17 protein-coding genes and 2 pseudogenes are annotated in these 23198 nt (G+C 37.4%); 9 read left to right on the forward strand and 10 right to left on the reverse strand.

Annotation, left to right across the window (positions count from 1 at the left end; translation table 11 throughout):
- Positions 1–25: 25 nt before the first annotated feature.
- Complete coding sequence (locus F1325_RS01765; protein WP_160229921.1) at positions 26–472, forward strand: hypothetical protein; 447 nt, start codon at positions 26–28, stop codon at positions 470–472.
- 72 nt (positions 473–544) lie between these two features.
- On the opposite strand, the pseudogene F1325_RS01770 reads toward F1325_RS01765, so the two are convergent.
- Positions 545–1247: pseudogene (locus F1325_RS01770) on the reverse strand (IS5 family transposase); the annotation flags it as partial.
- 625 nt (positions 1248–1872) lie between these two features.
- On the opposite strand from F1325_RS01770, the pseudogene F1325_RS19265 reads away from it, so the two are divergent.
- A pseudogene (locus F1325_RS19265) lies at positions 1873–2114 on the forward strand (tyrosine-type recombinase/integrase); the annotation flags it as partial.
- Positions 2115–2559: 445 nt separating this feature from the next.
- On the opposite strand, the gene F1325_RS01780 reads toward F1325_RS19265, so the two are convergent.
- The 5 genes from F1325_RS01780 to F1325_RS01800 form a co-directional block, all read right to left on the reverse strand.
- Complete coding sequence (locus F1325_RS01780) at positions 2560–3621, reverse strand: fimbrial protein (RefSeq protein ID WP_109372638.1); 1062 nt, start codon at positions 3619–3621, stop codon at positions 2560–2562.
- 9 nt (positions 3622–3630) lie between these two features.
- Positions 3631–6144 (reverse strand): fimbria/pilus outer membrane usher protein, encoded by a 2514-nt coding sequence (locus F1325_RS01785; protein ID WP_160229922.1) that lies wholly within the window; start codon positions 6142–6144, stop codon positions 3631–3633.
- Between the two features lie 18 nt (positions 6145–6162).
- Positions 6163–6843: a fimbrial biogenesis chaperone gene (locus F1325_RS01790; protein ID WP_160229923.1), complete on the reverse strand. Its 681-nt coding sequence runs from the start codon at positions 6841–6843 to the stop codon at positions 6163–6165.
- A 58-nt stretch (positions 6844–6901) separates the two neighbouring features.
- Positions 6902–7474 carry a fimbrial protein gene (locus F1325_RS01795; protein ID WP_109372635.1) on the reverse strand — a complete coding sequence of 191 codons (573 nt, stop codon included), beginning with the start codon at positions 7472–7474 and terminating at the stop codon, positions 6902–6904.
- A 648-nt stretch (positions 7475–8122) separates the two neighbouring features.
- Positions 8123–9925, reverse strand: a complete 1803-nt coding sequence (locus F1325_RS01800) for a sigma-54 interaction domain-containing protein (RefSeq protein WP_109372634.1) — start codon at positions 9923–9925, stop codon at positions 8123–8125.
- Between the two features lie 364 nt (positions 9926–10289).
- Here F1325_RS01800 and dpaL point away from each other — a divergent pair, with 364 nt between their 5' ends.
- From dpaL to F1325_RS01820, 4 genes are all read left to right on the forward strand, one after another.
- Positions 10290–11507, forward strand: a complete 1218-nt coding sequence (dpaL, locus tag F1325_RS01805; RefSeq protein ID WP_098941318.1) for a diaminopropionate ammonia-lyase — start codon at positions 10290–10292, stop codon at positions 11505–11507.
- Between the two features lie 31 nt (positions 11508–11538).
- Positions 11539–12723, forward strand: coding sequence for a YgeY family selenium metabolism-linked hydrolase (locus F1325_RS01810; protein WP_160229924.1), 1185 nt, complete (start codon positions 11539–11541; stop codon positions 12721–12723).
- A 72-nt stretch (positions 12724–12795) separates the two neighbouring features.
- A complete protein-coding gene (locus F1325_RS01815; RefSeq protein WP_109372632.1) occupies positions 12796–14382 on the forward strand; it encodes an N-acyl-D-amino-acid deacylase family protein in 1587 nt (528 codons plus the stop codon).
- Positions 14383–14477: 95 nt separating this feature from the next.
- Positions 14478–15752 (forward strand): MFS transporter, encoded by a 1275-nt coding sequence (locus F1325_RS01820; RefSeq protein WP_109372631.1) that lies wholly within the window; start codon positions 14478–14480, stop codon positions 15750–15752.
- Between the two features lie 221 nt (positions 15753–15973).
- Here F1325_RS01820 and prfH read toward each other — a convergent pair whose 3' ends face one another.
- The 4 genes from prfH to deoC form a co-directional block, all read right to left on the reverse strand.
- On the reverse strand, positions 15974–16585 hold the full coding sequence (gene prfH, locus F1325_RS01825) for a peptide chain release factor H (RefSeq protein ID WP_109372630.1): 612 nt from the start codon (positions 16583–16585) through the stop codon (positions 15974–15976).
- Positions 16585–17721, reverse strand: coding sequence for an RNA ligase RtcB family protein (locus F1325_RS01830; RefSeq protein ID WP_160229925.1), 1137 nt, complete (start codon positions 17719–17721; stop codon positions 16585–16587). Before F1325_RS01830 ends, prfH begins: the two co-directional genes overlap by 1 nt.
- 315 nt (positions 17722–18036) lie before the next feature.
- Positions 18037–18813, reverse strand: coding sequence for a DeoR family transcriptional regulator (locus tag F1325_RS01835; protein WP_109372628.1), 777 nt, complete (start codon positions 18811–18813; stop codon positions 18037–18039).
- Between the two features lie 55 nt (positions 18814–18868).
- On the reverse strand, positions 18869–19537 hold the full coding sequence (deoC, locus tag F1325_RS01840) for a deoxyribose-phosphate aldolase (RefSeq protein WP_109372627.1): 669 nt from the start codon (positions 19535–19537) through the stop codon (positions 18869–18871).
- Between the two features lie 179 nt (positions 19538–19716).
- On the opposite strand from deoC, the gene rbsK reads away from it, so the two are divergent.
- From rbsK to F1325_RS01855, 3 genes are all read left to right on the forward strand, one after another.
- Entirely contained in the window at positions 19717–20637 is a 921-nt protein-coding gene (gene rbsK / locus F1325_RS01845; RefSeq protein WP_109372626.1) for a ribokinase, read from the forward strand.
- Between the two features lie 236 nt (positions 20638–20873).
- The gene (gene murQ, locus F1325_RS01850) at positions 20874–21785 is read left to right on the forward strand and encodes an N-acetylmuramic acid 6-phosphate etherase (RefSeq protein ID WP_109372625.1); all 912 of its coding nucleotides are present in this window, start codon (positions 20874–20876) and stop codon (positions 21783–21785) included.
- A gap of 42 nt (positions 21786–21827) precedes the next feature.
- The gene (locus F1325_RS01855) at positions 21828–23192 is read left to right on the forward strand and encodes a PTS transporter subunit EIIC (protein ID WP_109372624.1); all 1365 of its coding nucleotides are present in this window, start codon (positions 21828–21830) and stop codon (positions 23190–23192) included.
- Positions 23193–23198 lie beyond the last annotated feature (6 nt).

Below are 23198 nucleotides of genomic sequence, written 5' to 3' on the forward strand. Positions count from 1 at the left end.
AGGTTTTAGCTAACTATGGGGATTTATGATTAAAAGAGAAAGAAGCCATCGACAGAATTCAGCATTATCCGCTCGAAGAAATTTAGGATTAGAGAGTGTAGTTAAAGCAGACCCTGGTTTTTCATGCCAAGGAAAGGTTGGTGAATTTATTGACTTTTATCTTCGTTGTGAGGTTTTTGCTGCAAAATTGCAATCTTTTTATCAAAAAGATAAAAATTTAAATAATAAAAGTACATTAAATATAGGTACTTTAAGAAATACTTTGGAACATTTTAATTTATATTTTAAATATGAGTCTTTAGATTTAATTTATAGGGGGGGGACAGGAAAGAGAGGGAGCAAGAGTGCCAGACAACTTAGGAATGGTTATCTACATCAGTTGTCAGAAGCTGATAAAAATGAGATCGAGCAGCGATATTCGGAATATGTAGAATTAATGAAGCTTTTTTTGCAACTTAGATTAACGTTCTAGCAGATAATAAAAAGTATATTCAATCCTTATTCTTTATTCAAAAAATCTAGGGGCGTTAATGGAATGACTACTATTCATCCAACTGTGCGTTCTTTCGACGACCCAGCGATGGGCTTTGAAGCCCATCCATGTTTTTACTGGCGTCAGACTCTTCTTTACGGGACTGGATATGCGGCTCGTAGCAGCGGTTCTGTCGATAGGTTTTCAGCCAGCCTGCATCGTAACCTTTGTCCAGGCAGAGCCTCAGTTTTTGTCCCGGAGGTCCCTTCTGAAGGGCATCGAGTGTATCTGTAACCAGTTTGATGTCGTGCGTGTTTGCTGCTGCAATAACCAGTGACAGGGGAAGTCCGTTGGCGTCCGTAAGCAGGTTGCGTTTTACGCCTTGCTTCCCTCTGTCCGTAGGATTTAGGCCTGTTTTTTGTTCCCGACAGCGATGATTTAGTCATGCAACCGTCCATTGACAACCATGACCAGTCAATATCGTCCAGATGTTCACAGGTAAGCAGACCGTTCTGCCAAAAGCGTTCAAAGACACCGGCATCACGCCATTCCTGGAAGCGCCGGTGTGCTGTGAGCTCGATGAACATATCCCGGTGGCGTTTAGGGTGTTCCACTGGCAACCAGTTCTGAGCACAAAGAATATGACATCCATGGCAGCACGGTTATCAACTCACTTACGGTGAGTGCCGAGCGGATGATTGGTTTTGTGCTCAGGGATAAGCAGTGCTATTTTTTCCCAGAGTTCATCGCTGATCTGCCATTTGCCGCCTGTCACATTTTCACCTTCAGAAATTACCCGTTACGATGTTCTGACAATACCTTCTGGGATAGGTTCTTAGTGTTAAAACTATTATTTAGCAAATATATTCCTTGGTATCACCTATTTTATACTATTGATGAGTACTAGTTTGAATATTGAAAGTAATTAAATAATTTTAGGGTATAATCTGGTATGCTAAAAGCATCGAGGAAAGCTTACAGCGCATAATCGGAAAGCAATCTATTACAAGTTTTGTATTTTATTTATCACAGTTATTAAGTAGTTCTCGAAATTTTAATGCTTCTTTTCTGATCTCATTTATTATTTTCATGGTTTTGGCTTATTGGCATGTATTAGGCTGACAAAGTATAGACCAAGTGTTGCCCTAATTTTTATATCTATCAATGCAATGTTTTTAATGTGGGTACATTTACGGGTACAAAAAAAATCACTAAAAATATATTACTTAAATTTCATGTTGTTAGTCTTTATGTGCGAGTCCGGCCTTCGCACCAAAAATCAGACGCTAAAAGCGTCTTTTTTTATACTTAAAGTTTATGATTTATAGGGCGTTACCTACCTTTCGGTTTTTCAAAGCATCCTTCTGCTGAATGTGAGGAGATAAATACTTCATCACGATTCAAAAATGCATACTCCTCACTTAGTGTCTTTAAGCAGACAAGCCATTGAGATCTTAAAGTAGATCTACCAATTCAGCGGCAACCACGAACTGATCTTTATCGGCGATCATAATCCAAGAAAACCTATGAGTGAAAACACGGTAAATAACGCATTACGTGTGATGGGCTATGAAAATAAAACGAAGTTTGCGGACATGGTTTTAGAACAATGGCGTGTAGCTCGTTGATTGAGTCTGGATTACCCAATCAAGTCCTGAAATAACTGAGCCAAAAGTATTATAGAAATAGCCATTAGGATTACGACAGCCTTTGTTAAGTGCTATTTCTAGCTCGCCAATTTTTTTCCATATTGCCACAGTACTTTTGCTGCTTATTCATATATATAAAGTCTATTTCTGAGTAGATAATAAAAAAATACAGCAGAGCCACATAAACTCGTTCCTCCTTGATTGGGATAATCGAAATGGTCTAAACGCATTTTTAATTCCATCTCAAATAGGCTTTTTTAAAAGGGAACTTTAATGCTTCCCACTAGATACTCTTTTGCAATAAATTGCCTCTCAGGTACAGTGAATTGTAATTTTATGGTGTTATCATCTTCATTAACTGGTTTTGTTTGTCCACTTGATTCGAAATAACAGAAAAATTCCCTTTTTTGATTAATAGCATACAATGCGCAGTAATAACTAATTAAACTCCAATACAAAATTTGCAGTGGCATTAAGTTTGCCGGGTTTAATATCATCACCATAACGATAATATTCTGCTTTTAGTGGTACGCTATTGCTGCCACTGGTTAAATCAGCCAGTGGAACAAACTGGTTATTAATTAACACCGTATCACCACTTGAAGGGGATGAAACAACAAATCCTACACCTTTGGCATTATTACTGTCGCCTTCATTATCAGGTTTGATAATGGTTTTTTGCCCGTCGTAACTTGTGGTGTTATGCGCCATTAGCTTAATTTTAGCGGAAGCATTACCTGTGCAATTTATTCTCAGATTATCTTCAGCATATTGATTATCACGAGGAAACCCAATGCTAGAAAATGCAGTAATAGGCATTTTAGGCAAATTCATTTCAAGGTTCGTATTTTCTGCACTACAAGATGTTGGCGCGCTAATAATATTTACAGATAGACGATAACTAAAACCAACAGCCGTTGTACCGCCACCTGAATTAAAGCGATTAATTAATATAGAGCCAATATATTGAGTCGTAAAACGCTGGGATTTAGGGTTATCTTTGGTGGAGTAAACAATAACGGTAGCATCCCTTGTATTAAGTTTAGGGCTATTAACAGGAACTTCTTGTCCTGGCTGACTTCTAAATGACAAACCTGACTCATTTTCAATTAAAACATAAGCATAATCATCTAAGCCTGTAATATGACCGTTACGTACAACATAATAAGCAGGTCTACCATCGATATCCATATAATAGGTTGGCATTACGCCACTGGCTTCGCTATATGTTGCATAAGCATAGAACTCAGCGCCATCTGGGCAATCTGCGACTGCGACATCTGAACCATCACGTTTAAATGTAAAACGAGCCACTTCCTGATTCTTTTTAATCATTCCTTTTAGTTCAATGGTACCGCCTCTGGCATCCATCGTGCCATGTTTAATACCGCCATTATTGACACAATCAGGCGCGGCATGACTGTAAAAAGAGAGGGTAGATAAACTAAGAATAAAAATTAGAAATAATAATTTATTCATTTTATTTTTTAAGTTAGTCATTTTATTTCCTTATTTACACTCAGTATCTAAAATATATAAACCATTAACTGGCGCTTTATTATTAATGTCATAAGTTGCATTGCAGGTTTTTTGCTCACCATTAATTGTCCACGAAACTTGAATATTGCCTTGTGGTTTATTGGCAACAAAATAGAGTTGATGGAAGCTTGCGACTAATTGCGTATCATCGTTATCAATCTCAGCTTTAGCACCCATAGGGATGGTACTTTTATCTGGCGTTTGTAATGTCAGTAGGAATTTAAAGCCTTTTTTAGCATCGAAATCAGCCAGTACTAAAGCACCTTTTGTTGGAACAATATTACTAATAATATTATTCGAAATTTCAGTATCACTCGGAATAGAATTGGTATTAACACTAATGCTATTTTTTTGGTAAGGCGACATTCCAGAAACAACTGCTAATCCACTATTATTCGTTTTAATAGACTGACCATTAATGACTTCTACACCAGAGGTATTTTTAGTCAGTATTAATGCATTTGTTTGTTGCAATGAAGGGGCGAATACTGCGCCATATTGTGTTGCAACTAATGCACCACTAACACCGTAGTTAATATTTTGCTTATCTTGAGTATACGAATAACCCGCATTAACAACGGCGCTTTGTGTTTTATAAGAGCCATTTAAACCACCGCTATAATTAACACCTTTATTACCATAGCCTTGATAAACATCCCAGTTTGCTTGGTTTTTATCACCATAGGTTCCACTTAAACGTGCGGTCTGTAATACTTGGTTATCATTGTTCGTTGATATACCGTAATTAGCCCAAATGTAGTTTTCATTCCATGAAAAAGGAATACTGACATTCATACTCAAATCATGACTATTTTTTTTATTACTCTCGCTATAACGACTACCATCGTAATAAGTGTAATAAACGCTATAGTTAACTTTATTAATAGCGCTATTAAAACCCATATTATAAGAATGAACGGTTTTACCACTAACGTACTTATAAATAACTGAATTTAAATTAATCGAAGCGTTATTAGAAAATAAAGGTTGATTAATCGAGAGCGTATATTCATTTTTTAACCCATTGCTTGGATGGTATTTGCTGTCTTTGTATTCCATCGCTTGAGTAAAATTGAGAAAATTGGCATCGAAGTGACGATAACCGACTAACGAAAGAGTCGTATCTGTGACTGATATATTTTTAGAATAATTAACTCTAAAAGCATTGCCATGTAATGAATCATTGCCATTGTTAGTGGAAGATTTCGCATACAATAAATCAGTGGTGATCGCGCCGTAGCTACCTAAATTTACCCCAGTACCCACACCAACAGATTGATATTTTTCACCAATAAGTACGCCGCCATAAAGGGTGACATAGTCAGTTAAACCATAGAAAGCTTCGGTCTGAACAACATAAGCGCCATCCCCGCTATTATTACCGTCGTATTTACCCGTTGAGAAGCTATATTTTAATTCACCTTTTCTTTCTAGATTGGCAATAGAGGAGAAAGGCACAATAAAATTCTTTTCAGAGCCATCCGCTTCAGTAACGCTGACATGTAAATCTCCGCCGCTGTTCATCGGATAATAATCAGTAATATTAAAAGGTCCAGCGGGCACACTGCGTTTATAAATAACTTGGCCATTTTGGGTGATAGTGACGATAGATTCTGTATTAGCAATACCCGAAACGCTAGGTGCATAGGTTCTATTTTGTGTCGGTGTCATTAGTCTATCGGTGACTAATTTAATTCCTCTAAATTTTACTGAATCAAAGAGTTGTGAAGAGGTATAGAGATCACCCATCATTAATTCACTATTAATACTGGTGATCGCTCTGGAAAGAACATTACTCAATGTATTCCATTTTTTCTCGCCATTTTCATTCTTTGTCCAGGTTGAATAGTTATTAAAACGCCAAGGACCTAAATTAACTTGGGTTTGAATGTTGCCATAATAGCTATCTGTCGTATTACCCTGACTACGACTATTAAATGAAGATAATGCGTAATTAACTAATAATGCAGGAATACCTGAATCCCAGTTTTTTATTTCATTTTCTTTTAATCTATCTTCATTAACATATAATTGTGGTAATGTTAGAACATATTGTTTTCTATTTAAATCTAAATAGCCGTTCGCATTATTGATCTCGTTGAGATTAATAAAATCATTATTTTTGTTTTTATTAATCACATCATAAGGAAGATCAACACCAACTTTATACCACTCTTCTGCTGAAAGACGTGGAGCTAATATTGAGTTACCCTCTTTATTTTTCATCAAAATAAAATCAAAGTCGCGTGTTAATACGCGATTATCATTGATAAAAAGAGTCACTTTATAGTGACCTGGGGCGATATTATTCTCTCTAAAGACATTTAGATCTTCATTTGTCACTTGTTGAGTGCTTCCTTCAATATTTAATAGATTAGCAGGATAATAGTCATTTGCTGATGTATTAAAAGAAGCGAATAAAGCGCCAGCAATAAATAAATAGAGTGGCGATTTATTAAAATAATTATCCTTTATCTTTTTCATATTGAATAATATCTCTTATTATAATTCGAATTCCATTGGAAGGTTTTTTCCAAAATCGTCGATATAAAATAATTTTATTTTTTCTTTACCCGATAATGTTTTGTTAACGCTAATAGTGGTTTCTGATTTTGGCGGAAGAAAACTAGGTAATTGTTCAATCTCTCTTCCATCAATAAAGAGTTTGCTAATATTAATAAAATAAGGTGAGCTATTTGATACTACAAGATTGTTATTCTTTGGTGACCATTTTAACTCTTTGATTTCTTTTTCAATATTGTCATTTTTTAGAGATTGTGGTCTGTAAATCAACTTAATTCTATTTGTCATTGAATAACGCAAAACATTTTCTAAATTTTCATTGCTTGGTGCGACAAATTTAACATTGATCCAATACATGGATTCAATATCATTAGGCAGTGTTGTATTTTTAGTAACTTGTAGTGTATTTTTTTGTTGCGACATTAATTTAATTAATGGTGGAGTGATCACAAAATCTTGAGTGAGTTTGCCATTGAGATCTTCAACCCAGGATTGTAATAAATAATTAGTATTTTTATCACTGTTAAATGCAACAAAACCTTCATTTTTATTTGTTTCATTATAAACAACGCGAGTTGTTTCTAAACCAAATCCAGCAAAGCTTGATGTTATTGAGCTGAATATTAACCCCAGTCCTAAAAGTGTTTTTTTAAATTTCATCGGTAAATACCTTTTTAATAAAAGCAGGTTAACAGAATTATTAACCTGCGATTTTTTATTATTGATAAGTCAATGTATAATTCAATGTTGCATCAGCACGGCCAGCTTCTACGTTATTGCTTGTACTAACGTATTTAGCAACAAAATAAAGTGTTTTAGATTTAAGATCACCCGTATCTTTAATTTTATATTCTCTCGTTATATTGAGATCGAAAGGTGTGCTTAAATCATCTCTATCATAAATATGGATACCAACATTTTTTGCTGTATTCGAACCATTAGGATCATCTAAGGCTAAGATTTGATCTGAGCTACTATCTGTTTTACCTTCTAGCTTTAATTTTACAGTACCTTGTGGTGGGCAATTAATTAAAGAGATATCTAATTTACCATTACCATTAGCTCCGCCAACTTCACTACCGGTACGATCAAATTCACTTGTTGCATAACGTCCCATATTAACGTTACCGTCAGAGCCAGAGCCATTAATATCAATAGTGCAAGTAGATGAATAAATTAAACCTGAAAAAGAAATTTGTCCTGTTTGCTCATCAGCGGAAACTGTTGCACTTGCCGTTATTGCTGAAATAAGAAAAGCCATTGGAAGCAGTTTTTTTGTTAAAATAGGCATTTTTAACCCCTAGTGATTGATATAAAAAGTATTTAATAAATCATATTAATCGCTATTTTTTACAATTAGTCTGTTATTACTATTTCTTAATCAATTAAAGGTACAGTGCAATATAAGCACGTTGAACAGATTAACTTAATAGTAAATATAATCTTAATAAAATAGGTTTTTAGTATTAATCATGAAATTTGCAAAGCATTTTCATTATTTTGCTTTTTATCATTAATATTAAAATTTAATATGAAAATTCACTTCAGTTTTTGTGTAAACGGATTATATGTAGTTTATTTTTTGGTGTCTCATGCACAGTGTTACAAAATTTGCTAATGTAATATGAAAAAATCATTAATAAGATAATAGATTTAATTTTTTTTATTATTTATTTTCAATTGGTTATGCTTTTGCGGGGAGTTGTGGATAAAACGTGATAGTTTAAATTTACTTTATGGAAAATATATTTAGTTACAAATTCTATTAAGTTTAAAATATGATGATGACAATACTTTATAAAAGCTAGTCATTAAAAGAATGGTTTCTAATAATATATATAGAGAGTAATTAATGAAAATAATTCTTATTAAGTACCCTATATTAAATTAAATCTATTGATTAAATTATTAATATTCAAAACTTCATCTTAAATACCTTTTATCGTATTTTTATTTTCCTATATAGAGTAGCAATGCTTATCCCTAAAATTTCTGCCGCTTTCTTCTTTCCTTCTAATGTTGTCCCTGTTTTTTCTAATATGTTCATAATGGTTTGATACTCTGATGTCTGGTTTTGAGTTTTGAGAAATTCTTGTGCGTTTAACGGTTGATTTTTATCTTTATTATCTGTTTTAGCTGCTGTATAGATACCACTGGTTTTTTCTTTTTCTAAAGGATCAGAATGAGGTGTTTCTAACAAATAAGGTGGAAGGTGGCTGAGGTTCAAATCCACTGTATCGCCTTGCATAACATACATATATTCAATCACATTACGTAGCTCTCTGATATTGCCCGGCCAATCATAGGAATATAAGTAGTTAATAACAACGTTGGGGATCTTTGCAACAGGCCGTTGATAGGTTGAAGCCAGATCATCAGCAAAGAATTGTGCAAGTTCTGCAATATCTTCTCGGTGATCACGTAATGCAGGTGTATGGATCGGAACAACATTGAGGCGATAAAACAGATCTTCACGAAATTGTCCTTTATTTACCATTTCACGTAGATCTTTGTTGGTGGCAGCAATGATCCTTACATCAATATTGATCATATTATTAGAGCCAACACGAGTGATGCTTTTTTCTTGAAGAACACGTAAAAGCTTGGCTTGTAGATGTAAAGGCATATCTCCAATTTCATCTAGGAATAGGCTTCCACCATGTGCTAATTCAAATTTACCAATACGTCCTTTAGGATCAGCACCACTAAATGCACCGCGGACATAACCAAAAAGCTCACTTTCTAGCAGTTGTTCTGGGATAGCTGCGCAGTTAATGGTAATAAAAGGCTGTTTTGTGCGTAGGCTTTGTTGGTGAATAGTGTAAGCAACCACTTCTTTACCTGAACCGCTTTCTCCGGTGATAAGTACGCTGGCGTGACTAACCGCAACTTTACTTAACATGCTTTTTAATTGGAGCATATTTTGTGAGTTGCCAATTAAAGGAGAGTGAGGATTTTCATCAACCGATAAGGTATTCACCTGTGTCATATAATCGCGGGCATCATGGAAGATAACCATTGTGAGTTGGTCATTATCAACAGATGAAAAGGTGATTTTTTTACACAGAACATGATAGCGTTGTTGATTTAATATTAGCCATGCTTCTTCATCACCATAAAGAATATCGCCAGTCATATCGATATCAAGAGATTGCCCAATTAATTCACAATCAAAAAAACGTAGAGCAGAAAGATTGGCATGCCAAATTTTATTTTGGCTATCGATTGCAATTACACCTCTATCCATCACATCAATCAAGTTTCTAAAAGTCCCAAATCGCTCTTTCTCTCTAAGCCTTTCAAGACATTCAAAAATACGACTTGAAATCATCTCCGAAAACTGTTCGATAAAGGTGATAAAGGCTTGTTTTTGTTTCATCAAAAACATTTTTTGTTCTCGATTAGAACAAATAATCCCTATTACGCCAATAACTTGATTATTCAGGAAAATAGGGGCATTGAGATCAAGTTCTTCAGTGCAAGTTAATCGGTTTTGACACAGTTGGCACAGGCTATTTTCTTTGGGATCTTCAATCAAAATGGTTTTTTGTACTTGCAGTACATGGCGATAAATATGCCCATTACTAGAGACATCTTGATTGAGCATATAGCGATAACGCCCTGTACCTGCAATACGAACCAAGTTGTTATCAATAATTTCAACATCGGTACCAGTGATACCTGCAATGGCATCGGTGTACTTGCTGATTTCATCTTGTAGAGTACTTAGTAATGAGTGCATCACATTCTCACCTTAAAATTATCAATATTGATAATAAATTATCACTTCGCATTTAGAGTATTAAATTTAATTATTATTTATTAGCTAGTTATGTGTTTTTTGTATAAAGTTCACACAGTTTCTTATTATTGATAATTTATCACCTAAATAAAACCGCCTAGATCACAGCTTTTCTGCATCATTAATTTCATCTCTTAATCGTTAAAACAATAAATATATTTTAAATCAAATGGTTGTGTCTTTATTAAATGCTTTTTGAATGAGTTGGCATACATATTGCGATATAGGAGATAACCCTATGTATTCCGATTAATTGCGATATTGGGTTATCGCGAATTTTAAAGTGTGATTAAGAGGTAATTCCATGCAGGAGCAATTGCAGTACCTGATTAACCAAAGTTCATTTACGCGAAAACCAACCGCTGAGCTTGCCCCTTTTCGTTATGAAGAGTTAGTCAAAGCGTTAGATTTTCATAGAACTATTCCAGGATACGCACCTACACCGTTATTTCATTTACCCCAGTTAGCCAAAACCTTAGGGGTTGGTGAGTTATATCTTAAAGATGAGTCTTTCCGTTTTGGTTTAAAAGCATTTAAAGCGTTGGGTGGTGCTTATGCGATGGCTCGCCATATTGCTGATTTCCTCGAAATGGACATAAGTGAATTACCTTATGAGGTAATGATCAGTGATGAAATCAGGAAAAAGTTAAATGGCGTCACTTTTGCGACAACCACTGACGGGAATCATGGACGTGGTGTTGCTTGGATGGCAAGACAGTTAAAGCAAAAAGCGGTGGTCTATATGCCAAAAGGATCATCACAAGAACGTTTAGATGCCATTTTGCGTGAAGGTGCAGTCGCTGAAATCGTTGATATGAACTATGACGATGCAGTGAGAATGACGGCTGAAATGGCTGAAAAATATGGCTGGATAGTGGTTCAAGACACTGCATGGGATGGCTATGAAGAGATCCCCCTTTGGATCATGCAAGGCTATGGCACTTTAATGCTGGAATCTCTTGCACAATTACATGAAGTTCCCCCGACGCATATTTTTGTGCAAGCCGGTGTGGGCTCTTTTGCGGGTATGGTGCAAGGCATGGTAACAGCTGCTTATGGCAAACAAGCACCGAAAGTGATTGTGGCTGAAGCACGTATTGCCGATTGTTTATATCAATCTGCGGTATCAGGGAAAGCGGATGCTATTCCTGTTGGCGGGGATTTGCAAACAGTCATGGCAGGGCTTGCTTGTGGTGAAGCGAATAGTATTGGTTGGAATTTATTACGCGATTATTCAGCGGCATTTTTCTCTTGCCCTGATGCTGTTGCGACGAGGGGAATGCGGATTTTAGGAAACCCTTTACCTGGTGATCCGCACATCATTTCTGGTGAATCTGGTGCTGTGACAACAGGCTTGCTCTCTATTTTGATGCAATCACCTGTCTATCAGAGTGCGAAAGAAGCGCTGGGATTAGATGAAAATGCAAGAGTGCTTGTGATAAGCACTGAAGGTGACACCGATCCTGAGCGTTATCGCGATATCGTGTGGGATGGCGAGTTGCCTAGCTTCAAACAATTTTAAAAAAACAAATAAGTCTTTTGGAGTGAACAGTATGTTATCAGCAAACCGATTTGATGAAGTTATTAAGAATTGCCAATTATTAATCCAACAAAAAAGCTATTCAGGTGAAGAAGGTAACGTTGTTAAAGTCATAGAAGGGATGATGAAAAACTATGATTTTGACGACATTCATATTGATAAATACGGCAATATCATTGGCGGAATTATAGGTCAACACCCAGGGAAAACCCTTGTTTTTGATGGTCATATCGATACTGTACCGGTGAGTGAGCGTGACTGGAAAGAAAAACCTTATGGTGCAGAAATTAAAGACGGCAAGATTTATGGTCGCGGCACCAGTGATATGAAAGGTGCCGTCGCTGCCATGATTTCAGCGATTGGGTTTTATGGTCAAGATAATCAGCGCAATTTTGCTGGTCGTATTTATGTTTCTTGCATTGTGCATGAAGAGTGTTTTGAAGGCGTTGCTGCAAGACTCGTTTCTGAACGTTATAAACCAGACTATGTGGTAATTGGTGAAGCCTCCGAATTAAACCTCAAAATTGGGCAACGTGGTCGTGCTGAAATTGTTGTTGAAACCTTTGGCAAACCTGCTCACTCCGCCAATCCAGATGCAGGGATCAACTCTGTTTATAAAATGGCAAAACTGATCGAGAAGATCAGAACGTTAACCCCTTCCGTTCATCCTGTATTAGGAAAAGGGATCTTAGAACTCACGGATATTAAATCATCACCTTATCCGGGCGCTTCTGTCGTACCTGAATATTGTCGTGCCACTTACGATCGCCGTTTATTAGTGGGTGAAACTAAAGAAGAAGTGCTTGCACCATTACAAAAAGCCATTGATGAACTTGCTTCTCAAGATGCTGATTTTAAAGCTAAAGTCTCTTATGCCTATGGTACGGAAAAATGCTATACCGGCGCCATAATTGAAGGTGAGCGTTTCTTCCCTGGTTGGGTATTAGAAGAGAACGATCCTTATGTACAAAGCGTTTTAAAAGGGCTGCATGAGTCTGGCTTTAAACCTACCGTCACACAATACTCTTTCTGTACTAATGGTAGCCATTATGCGGGTGAAGCAGGTATTAAAACCATTGGTTTTGGCCCATCTCGAGAAAACTTAGCGCACACCATTGATGAATATATTGAAATTGAACAGTTAAAAGGTGCTGCGAGCGGTTATTACAGCATTATGAACAGCCTTTATCACCTTTAATTCTTACGAAATAAATCCTTACTGGAAGAGTATCTGGCGAAACAGTCAGATGCTCTTTGGAGAAATAACAGAATGAAAACAATATTTAAAAACGCCACTGTTATTGATGGAACAGGGGCAAGTGCATTTCAAGCTGATGTTGTGGTTAATGAAGGAAAAATAATAAAAATCGGTCAGTTTGATGCAAAAACGAATGATCAGATCATTGATGCAACAGGGAAGATAGTCTGTCCCGGTTTTATTGATACTCATACTCACTCTGATCTTTCTGCTCTGCTTAACCCCGCTTTATCCGCCAAAATCCGCCAAGGGATCACTACTGAATTGTTAGGGCAAGATGGTGTCGCGTTAGCACCATTACCAGAACAATATATTTCAGCATGGCGCAAGAATATTGCGGGTTTAGATGGTGATTCTGACAGCATTGATTGGCATTTTAAAAATACCGAAGGTTACTTAGGTATGTTAGAAGCGAGAGGCTCTGCAACGAATCTTGCTTACCTTGTTCCTCATGGCAACATTCGAATGGAAGCCATGGGATTAGAAGGTAATCCTTCTACTCGTGAAGATGTCGCCAAGATGTGTGAAATCTTAGAGCGAGAATTAAAAGCAGGGGCGTTTGGTTTATCAACAGGACTGATTTATATGCCTTGCGCCTTTGGTGATACTGCTGAAATGATCGAACTTTGTAAGGTTACAGCAAAGCATAATGGTATTTTTGTTGTTCACCAGCGTAGTGAAGCTGACGATATTATTCAGTCGACTCAAGAGCTTATTGATATCGCCAAAGCATCGGGTGTTTGGTTGCATATTTCCCATATGAAGGTTTGCGGTAAGAAAAACTGGGGATTAATCGACGAAATGCTTGGCATGTTAGATCAAGCACAAAAAGAGGGTATTCGTATCTCTTTTGACCAATATCCGTATGTGGCAGGCAGTACCATGCTTGGGGTAATTTTACCGCCTTGGGTTCACGCAGGAGGTACAGAGAAATTATTAGAACGCTTAGCTTCTCCAGAACTGCGTAAAAAGATGATTGAAGATATCGAAAAAGGCATCCCAGGTTGGGATAACTTTATTGATTTCGCAGGGTTAGAAAATATTTATGTGACTAGCTCTAAAACAGAAAAAAACCAAGATGCCGTTGGACTTAGCCTTGTGGAACTAGGCAAGTTGAGAGGTAAAGATCCATATAATGCAACCTTCGATCTGCTATATGAAGAAGAAAATGCGGTAGGAATGGTGGATTTTTACGGTACAGAAGAACACGTTATCAAATTCTTATGTCGTCCTGAACAAAACGTCTGTACTGATGGGTTAATGGGAGCAGGTAAGCCTCATCCTCGTGTATTTGGGGCATTCCCTCGTGTTTTAGGGAAATACGTCAGAGAAGAAAAATGCCTCACTTGGGAACAAGCTATCCGCAAAATGACAGGTAAACCAGCTGAAGTCCTTCGATTAACCGACAGAGGCTTAATTAAAGAAGGGTATGCCGCAGATATTGTGATGTTCGACCCTGAAACCATTATTGATAAAGGCACGTTTGTTGAACCAAACCAATACCCAGAAGGGCTCGATTTGGTGATGGTCAATGGTCGTATCGCATTAATTAATGGGGTCGAAAGTTACGCCTGTAGTGGCCATGTTTTAAGAGCATAACCGCACAATAGCGCTCTTAAACGTTAAACCTTATCTCTGTTTATCACGGTTGTTCTTCAACCGTGATGGTTTCCCCTTACCTGAGGAACAGGAAAATGAGTTCAAATATTATTCCAAACCTTCAACAGAAGAAAACATGGAAAGCTCGTTACACCGTTTTATCCTTAATTTGGTTAGCATGGTTACTTTCGTTCTTAGATAGAATGGTAATGAGTGTTTCATTACCCTTTATTGGACGTGATCTGAATCTTGATACCACACAACAAGGCTTAATAATCAGTGCGTTCTTTGTCGGTTATGCGGCATTCCAAATACCGGGTGGTTTCTTAGCTGACCGCTTTGGCGCACGTAAAATTATGGCAATCGGCATTGCATGGTGGTCAGTTTTCACCAGTTTAACGGGGATGGTGTTTACATTGCCGTTAATGTTAGCGGTGCGATTCTTATTTGGTATTGGTGAAGGTTGTTTTCCATCGGCTTCTTGGAAAATGATCTCAACTTATTTCCCATCTAAAGAGCGTGGTCGTGCAACGGCAATTCAATCAACAGTAAATACCTTGGGGCCAGCATTAGCTGTAATTGTTGCGGCGAGTATTATCGGTGCTTTTGGCTGGCATATGGTGTTTATTGTTTTAGGTATTCCTGGCCTATTAATTGCAGCTGGTATTTATTTTTTCACTCGTGATAATCCAAAAGATCACCCAAGTATTACCCAGCAAGATCTCGATGAGCTAGCAGCAGATGGCACATTAACGGATAAACCTGTTGAAGCTGTACCCTTTAAAGATGTTTTAAAGATGCCAGTACTGTGGCAAATGGCAGCAATTTGGTTTTTGTTTGATATTACCTTTTGGGGATTCTCAACATGGTTACCAAGTTATTTAATTACTGTTCGTGAATTCTCTTTGGCTAAAACAGGGGTAATGGCGGCTATTCCATTCTTATTTGGTGCTGGTGGTACATTATTAGGTGGTTATGTTTCTGATAAATGTAAATCACAGCGTAAATGGTTATATATGGTTACCGCAGTGATTGCAGCTGGCTTCTTATATATGACATATACTGTTGAAAGTGCTGATATGGCGGTTGTATATCAGTGTATTTCAGCATTATTTATGTTCTTCGCCATGGCAATGTTCTGGGGTATTTTAATGGATACTATCCCAAATAAAATCATGGGTCGTGCTTCAGGGATTGTTAACTTCGGTGGTCAAATGGCGGGTGTTGTTTCCGCACCTGTTATGGGCTTCTTAATTAAAGCGAGTGGTGGTAGTTACGACAGCGCATTTATGTTTATGATAATTGCATTAGTTGCCTCTGCTGTTGTGACGTTCACTGTTAAAATGCGAAATACACCAGCAGCAATTTAATTAATTAGTATTAATAATATTTATATCTAAATAAGTGTGATGTTATTAAAAGAAATAAGATTAATTAAATAAAATAAATGTATTAACTGTAAGATTTATTTATTAAAACTCACTATACGCTTTATTGATTTTTTAATTTAAAAAATCTTATTGCAGGGTACTTTTGTCTTAAAAAAGCCACGATTAAAAATCGTGGCTTTGCTTTTGTTAGATTAATAACATTATTTGCTTATAAGCACAAAGTCGTTGCCACTAAAACAGAGTGTGGCATCGCCACGAATAACGCGGTGATGGGCAATATGGCGTTGACTATTTAATGAAGCGTGCTGTTTCATCATATAAGCCTCTAAATGCCATGCAATAAGTTGCTTAGCGAGCTTTTTATTCGCGTGCTGGCTACGTTCTGATTGCACTTTGACACTAATACCTGTGGCAATATGTGTTGCTCTGACCGCAGATTCTGTTTTATTAACATGCTGACCACCAGGGCCATTTGAACGCATGGTTTCAAAGACAATTTCTTTGTCATTAATTTCATCAGGTTGTTCAAAACAAGCAACACCAATAAACCAGTTTTTACGTTTATGCCGCGGTCGTAACGTACTTGCACATTGCCATTGCACAGAGCCTGCCCACTGTTGCGCGATAGCCTGTGCATCAGCACCTTCAAGAGACACTAATGCCGATTTTAAGCCATGACGTGAAGGCTCTTTTTCAAGAACTGTGACGTTCACTTGTTGTTTTGTGGTTGATTTCAAAAAGTAATTTAAGGCTTTTTCAACCGCTAAACAGCACTCTTCAGGGCCTTGTGCGGAGGTGAATTGTAATAACATTACGCCATCTCCCCACTTGTTTTATAGGTGATCACGGGTTTTAGACGTGCGATGACTTCGATTAGTCCGATACTCACCATACTTTCAATCACAGTCTCAATCGATTTATAAGATTGCGGTGCTTCTTCATAAATCAGTTTTTTATTGGCACAAATAATACGGCTACCTAATTCAGTTCGTGAAAGTTGTAAAGGTGTAAAACGGTGTGATAATCGGCCTTTGCACTCTGTACGCATCCATTTTCTACCTGCACCATGGGGTAAGGAATGAAGGCTTAATTCAGACACAATTGGCTTAACAATATAGCTGTAATCACCGCGTGAACCCGGAATAACCACCATATCGTGATGTGCGGGTGTTGCACCTTTACGATGTAACCAACCTTGTTGACCATGTAATTCACAAGGCTCTACAAGGTTATGATTTACATCAGAAATAACTGTACCTTGAGTGCGAATTTGGCGCATCATTCTTTCACCAATAAGGCGACGATTAATCTTTGCGTAATCAAGTGCATTATTGTGGGCTTGCAAATATTCATTTGCCTCTTCGGTGTTAGCAACAAGTCCTTTATGACCAAACTGTTCTGTATGAGCACGTAAGATAGATTGTCCTAAACCTCTTGATCCGCTGTGAACTAATAGCAATAACTGTTTTTTATTGATACCACTTGCAGCGAAAAGCGTTTCATTAATCACTTGGTCAATTTGTTGGAATTCAGCAAAGTGATTACCACCACCAATAGAGCCTAAAGAGCCAGCAAAAGGATGATTTTGCATTTCAGTCGGTAGATGAGCTTCTAGCCATTCTGAAGGCGCGATATCACTCATTTCACTCAACTGTTTCTCTGCTTTATCTAAGTTGAGTTTGCTGTTTTTAAATTCTGTTTGAAAGAGCGTCATGCCACAGCCAATATCATTTCCGACTAAAGCAGGGTAAAAGCGATTAACAGAAAAAAAAGCAGCGCCAATGGGATAACCACGCCCCGGATGTAAATCAGGCATACCTGCGACATAAGCCATATCAGGAAGTTGAGCGGTTGTTTCTAATTGTTGGATTGCTTTGCTTTCAATCCAAGTATTATCCGATGCGATATAACAGACGCTATCAGATAAATAATGAACACACTTGTCCATATACCAATCCATATAATGTAAAGGATAAAAAAATAAATTGATTGGCGGACAGCAAAAAGAAGGAAAAAAGGATTACTTCTGAGATTGTCCGCAAAGAGTATTCATATTTGTCGTTGTCATGGGATACCTCCTTGCAGTTAATTGAAATGGATGTGAAATAATAAATCGCGGGCATAGTAACCACTTTTTTTTGCATTGGCAATCAAAAAGTGGTGTGGTTTTTCTTTATTTTTTAAAAAAAAGAATTAATAGATTTTATTTAATTTAAGGCTAATTTCCTTTTATTTGCTATTTCAGTTAGTTCTCTATTTTTAATTAATAAATTACTTTTACTGAGCTTTTTCGGCAATAATCTTCGTAATCATCCGTTAATTTTCTATCTGTGATAACAACATCAAACTGAGCTAAATCGCCCATATTGGCTGTCGCTGTTTCATCAAAATAGTGATATTTGGTGAGTAAGATCTTACGAATAGATTTATCCATCGCTTTTTTCTTCATGTACAGATCGTCGATGTTATAACAGGTAACGCCAAAATCGAGATGAACACCTTCGGCTGAAATAAAGGCTTTTTTGGGATTAATGCTATCAAGATAAGAAGGTTGGGTAGGATTGTAGAAAGAGTCACTTTTAGGACGATATTCACCTCCGCAGAGTAATACGGTGGCATTTTTTTTCTGGCTTAATGCCAAAAATACTCGATGAGAATAACAGATCCCCGTGAAATGCAGATTATCAGGAATAAGCTCAATCAGTGTGGGAATAAACTGCCCGTTATCGAAAAAAAGAACATCGCCGTCAGATACCATGCCAGCGGCAAGATTAGGAATATGAAGTTCTTCAGTTTGATCTGGCGTAATAATATTAGAGGATGTTGAGATTAACCCTGAATGGGGCTGGGCTAATGCAACAACGTAGCCACCTAATAATGACATCGGAAAAGGGTTTTCGGCGTCAGAACTAAGGTCGCGCCTAATTGTCATTTCAGAAACTTCAAGGATCCTTGCGGCGTCTTTAAGATGTATGCGACCTGAGCGTTTTATACATTCACTGAGGCGGCGCAAACGTTCGTGCTGTTTGGTCTCTATCACCGAAGGATCCTTGTGTTATCGAATAGCGTACTCCAAGAAAATATACGCTAAATAATTAGTAGTTTGATTCAGGTGCATCTGAATCTGTTGCGATAGCGACACTTGCGCTAGCGCCGATACGTGTTGCACCTGCTTTGATCATGTTTAATGCTGTTTGGCGATCGCGAACACCACCTGATGCTTTCACACCAACTTCATCACCCACTGTTTTGCGCATTAAAGCAACATGATGTTCTGTTGCGCCCATTGTACTGTATCCTGTTGATGTTTTCACAAAATCAACGCGGATCTCACGACACATTTCACAAACTAAACGTACTTCGTCGTCAGTTAATAAGCAAGTTTCTAAAATAACTTTCAGAGTTGTATTACCACAAGCGGCTTTTACTGCTTCAATATCTTGTTTTACAAAGTCTAAACGACCGCTTTTTAACATTCCGATATTGATAACCATATCTACTTCTTGTGCGCCTTGACGAATAGCTTCAGCGGCTTCAAAGGCTTTTGTTGCTGTTAAACCAGCCCCAAATGGGAAGTCGATAACACAACATACTTTTACATCACTTCCATCAAGGCAAGTTCTTGCTAAAGGGATGTAAGAAGTGTTAATACAAACAGAGAAGAAACCGTGTTCAACTGCTTCAGCACACAATTTTTTGATTTGTGCTTCAGTTGTATCTGCAGCAAGAAGGGTATGATCGATATAATTAGCTAATGGACGCATAGTATATTCCTTAATAAGAAGATTGTTATTCATCACCCATGTGATTTTGGCAACATATTAGTGCCGTTTTAACGGGATAACAATCACAAATGATATTTAAATAACATGATACTGTTATACAGCTATCAAAATGTCACTATTTTCACATTTAAAAATTTCATATAAGAGTAAGAGGCGCTATGGATATCGCAGTGATTGGTTCAAATATGGTGGATTTGATCACCTATATAGACAGGATGCCAAAAGAGGGAGAAACCCTTGAGGCGCCAGCATTTAAGATTGGCTGTGGTGGTAAAGGGGCAAATCAAGCTGTTGCTGCTGCTAAATTAAATTCAAAAGTGATGATGTTAACAAAGGTTGGCGATGATATTTTCGCGGATAACACCATCATGAATTTAGAGTCTTATGGTATTAACACGCGCTATGTTGAAAAAGTGCCTGGTACAACAAGTGGTGTTGCGCCCATTTTTGTGACTTCTCAATCATCAAATAGCATTTTAATTGTTAAAGGTGCTAATCAGCATTTATCGCCAGAGGATATTGATAGAGCCACAGATAGCCTGAAAAAATGCAAAATAATCGTATTGCAATTAGAAATCCCGCTTGAAACGGTGTATCACGCCATTGAGTTCGGTAACAAACATCATATTCCTGTGTTATTTAACCCAGCGCCTGCTTCAAAAGCATTAGATCTTGATATTGCAGCTCGTTGTGACTTTTTTGTTCCGAATGAAACAGAACTTGAAATTTTGACTGGTATGCCAATCACTACAATGGATGAAATCCGTGAAGCCGCTTGTTCTTTACTACAAAAAGGCTTTAAGAATGTTATCGTTACATTAGGTGAAAAAGGCGCATTATGGATGAATGGTGAAATTGAAAAATATATTCCGGCCATTAAAGTTGATGCAATTGATACTAGTGGGGCGGGGGATGCCTTTATTGGTTGTTTCTCCCATTATTATGTTCACACCAATAATATTGAAGAAGCGTTAAATAAAGCCGTGATGTTTTCTGGTTTAAGTGTTGCAGGAAAAGGCACACAATCTTCTTATCCAAGCCTTGAAGAGTTTGGGCAGTTTCTAGCGCAAGCCAAGTAGTACACTTCTGCACTATCACATCTTTGTATTCCACTTGCTATCTCATTTAAAAAGCAAGTGGAATTTCTTTAAAATCAATAGATTATTATGTTTTTATAGTCACTGTTGGATTTCTTAAAAAGAAAAAAGGTTTAACTTAATGTGACTGATTTCACAGAGTGGTGACAATTATCATTGAAATATAATTTCATAAGATGTAATTTTAATTGAAATTTGGTTTCATTAAGGTTGTTATGATGAAAGAAGATGCATTAAGCGAATGTCTTAAAAATGAAAGCAATCAAGAAACAACACAGTTTTCTGAATTAAGCGCTTTAGAGTTGGTTACGCTTATCAATAGTGCAGATATGACTGTTGCCAATGCAGTTAAAAAAGAATTACCCGCTATTGCTAAAGCAGTAGAAAGAATTACTGAACGTCTGCAAAAAGGTGGACGTATTTTTTATGTTGGTGCAGGAACAAGTGGCCGATTAGCGGTACTAGACAGTGCGGAATGTCCACCTACTTTTGGTGTATCTCCTGCATTAGTACAGGCGATTATTGCTGGCGGTCATGATGCAATGCTAAAAGCGGTTGAAAATATTGAAGATAGCCAAGAGGCGGCAATTGAAGAGCTTCAACGTCGTCATGTCAGTGATAAAGATGTCGTTATTGGCATTGCCGCAAGTGGTCGCACTCCCTTCACTGTCGCAGCTTTGCAATATGGCAAGAAGCTAAAAGCATTGACAGTATCTATTACTACGCGTGGCAAAAGTATGATGAGTGAAATTGCTGATTTATCTATTGCACCAGATGTGGGCGCAGAGGTGTTAACAGGCTCTACAAGAATGAAAAGTGGCACAGCTCAAAAAATGATTTTGGGTATGTTAAGTACTAGCGTGATGACTAAACTTGGAAAAGTGCATAAAAACCTGATGGTGGATGTGGTTGCGAGTAATGAGAAATTGCAACGTCGTGCTGAAGGTATTGTCAGCGAGGTGTGTGGAATTTCACATGAAACAGCCAGAACCCTGTTACAAATGGTTAATTATCATCCTAGGAAAGCCATTTTAATGTATGAACTTCATCTGAGTGTGGAGAAAGTGGATCAAATTACGCAGCAATATCCTTATCGTTCGTTACAACAGCAACTCGCCCTATTTAACTAATAACAATATGAGTAAACACTCTGAACTTTAGCAGGCACGTATATGGCTAATAAAATAGAACATCTCGACACGTTAGCAATAGAAATAGAAAAACATGCTGGTGGGTTTCAAAATGTGGCAACCCTAACACATTGTATGACTCGTATTCGACTGATTTTAAAAGATAGCTCGCTATTTGATGCAGACGCTTTAAAACAAGTCGAAGGCGTTAAAGGTGTTGTATTTAATGGCGAACAGCACCAAGTGATTGTAGGAATGGGAACCGCGGCAAAAGTTTATTCCATCATGAATAAGCGTATGCAAAACAGTTCAGCAAGTAGTGAAGATGAGCCTGCGTCAACACCAGTGAAAAAAGGCTTCTCCATTCGTCGTATGCTAAATACATTAGCGGCTATTTTTGTCCCGACAATTCCTGCTTTAATTGGCTGCGGTTTGATTATGGGGTTAATTAATATTATCCGTTTAGTCGCACCAGGCTTAGTTGAGCAATTCCCTGAGCTATTTAAATTATTCAAATTAATTGGTAGTACAGTATTTGCATATCTCTCTATTATGATTGGGATAAATACAGCTAAAGAATTGGGCGCGTCAACGTCGATTGGTGCCGTAATGGCTGGGTTATTAGCCATGCCTGGGCTTGCTGATATCACCTTATTTGGTGAGAAATTACAGCCAAACAGTGGTGGGATCTTTGCAGTATTAATGGTGGTCGTGTTCTCTTCAAAATTAGAATTATGGTTTCGTAGTATCGTTAAAGAGAGTCTTGATCTTATCTTAACGCCATTTGTGACTATTTTAGTTTCTTCTCTTGTGGCGATTATGATCTTCCAACCTATTGGCCATTATCTTAATCAGTTATTAGCACAAGGCGTATCATTATCACTTTTAAATCAAGGTGGTGGTGCAGTTGTAACCGGTGCTGCGCTAGGGGGAAGCTTCTTATTTTTACTCTTAACGGGATTACATCAAGGGTTAATTCCTATTCATACCGAAATTTTAAATACTTTTGGTTTAAATTATCTGTTCCCTATTTTAGCCATGGGCGGAATGGGGCAAGTAGGCTCTTGTTTTTGGGTCTATCTACGGACTAAAAATCAACGTTTAAAGAAAACATTAATGGGTGCATTACCTGTTGGTATTTTTGGTGTCGGTGAGCCTTTATTATTTGGTGTTTCCCTTCCATTAGGAAAACCATTTGTTGCTGGATGTATTGGCGGTGCGGCTGGTGGTGCATTAATGGCATATTTCCAAGTTGGGATCATTATTCCATTTGGTACAGCTGGGTTATCATTAATTCCGTTAGTGGGCGATGGGCAAATTATTAAGTTCCTGATCGCAGTATTAGGTGCATGGATTGTCGGTTTTATCGCCAGTATGCTAATGGGATTTACCGATCCAGAGAAATAAGTCAGA

Origin of the sequence: Proteus columbae (genome assembly GCF_009914335.1) — a bacterium.
GTDB lineage: Bacteria > Pseudomonadota > Gammaproteobacteria > Enterobacterales > Enterobacteriaceae > Proteus.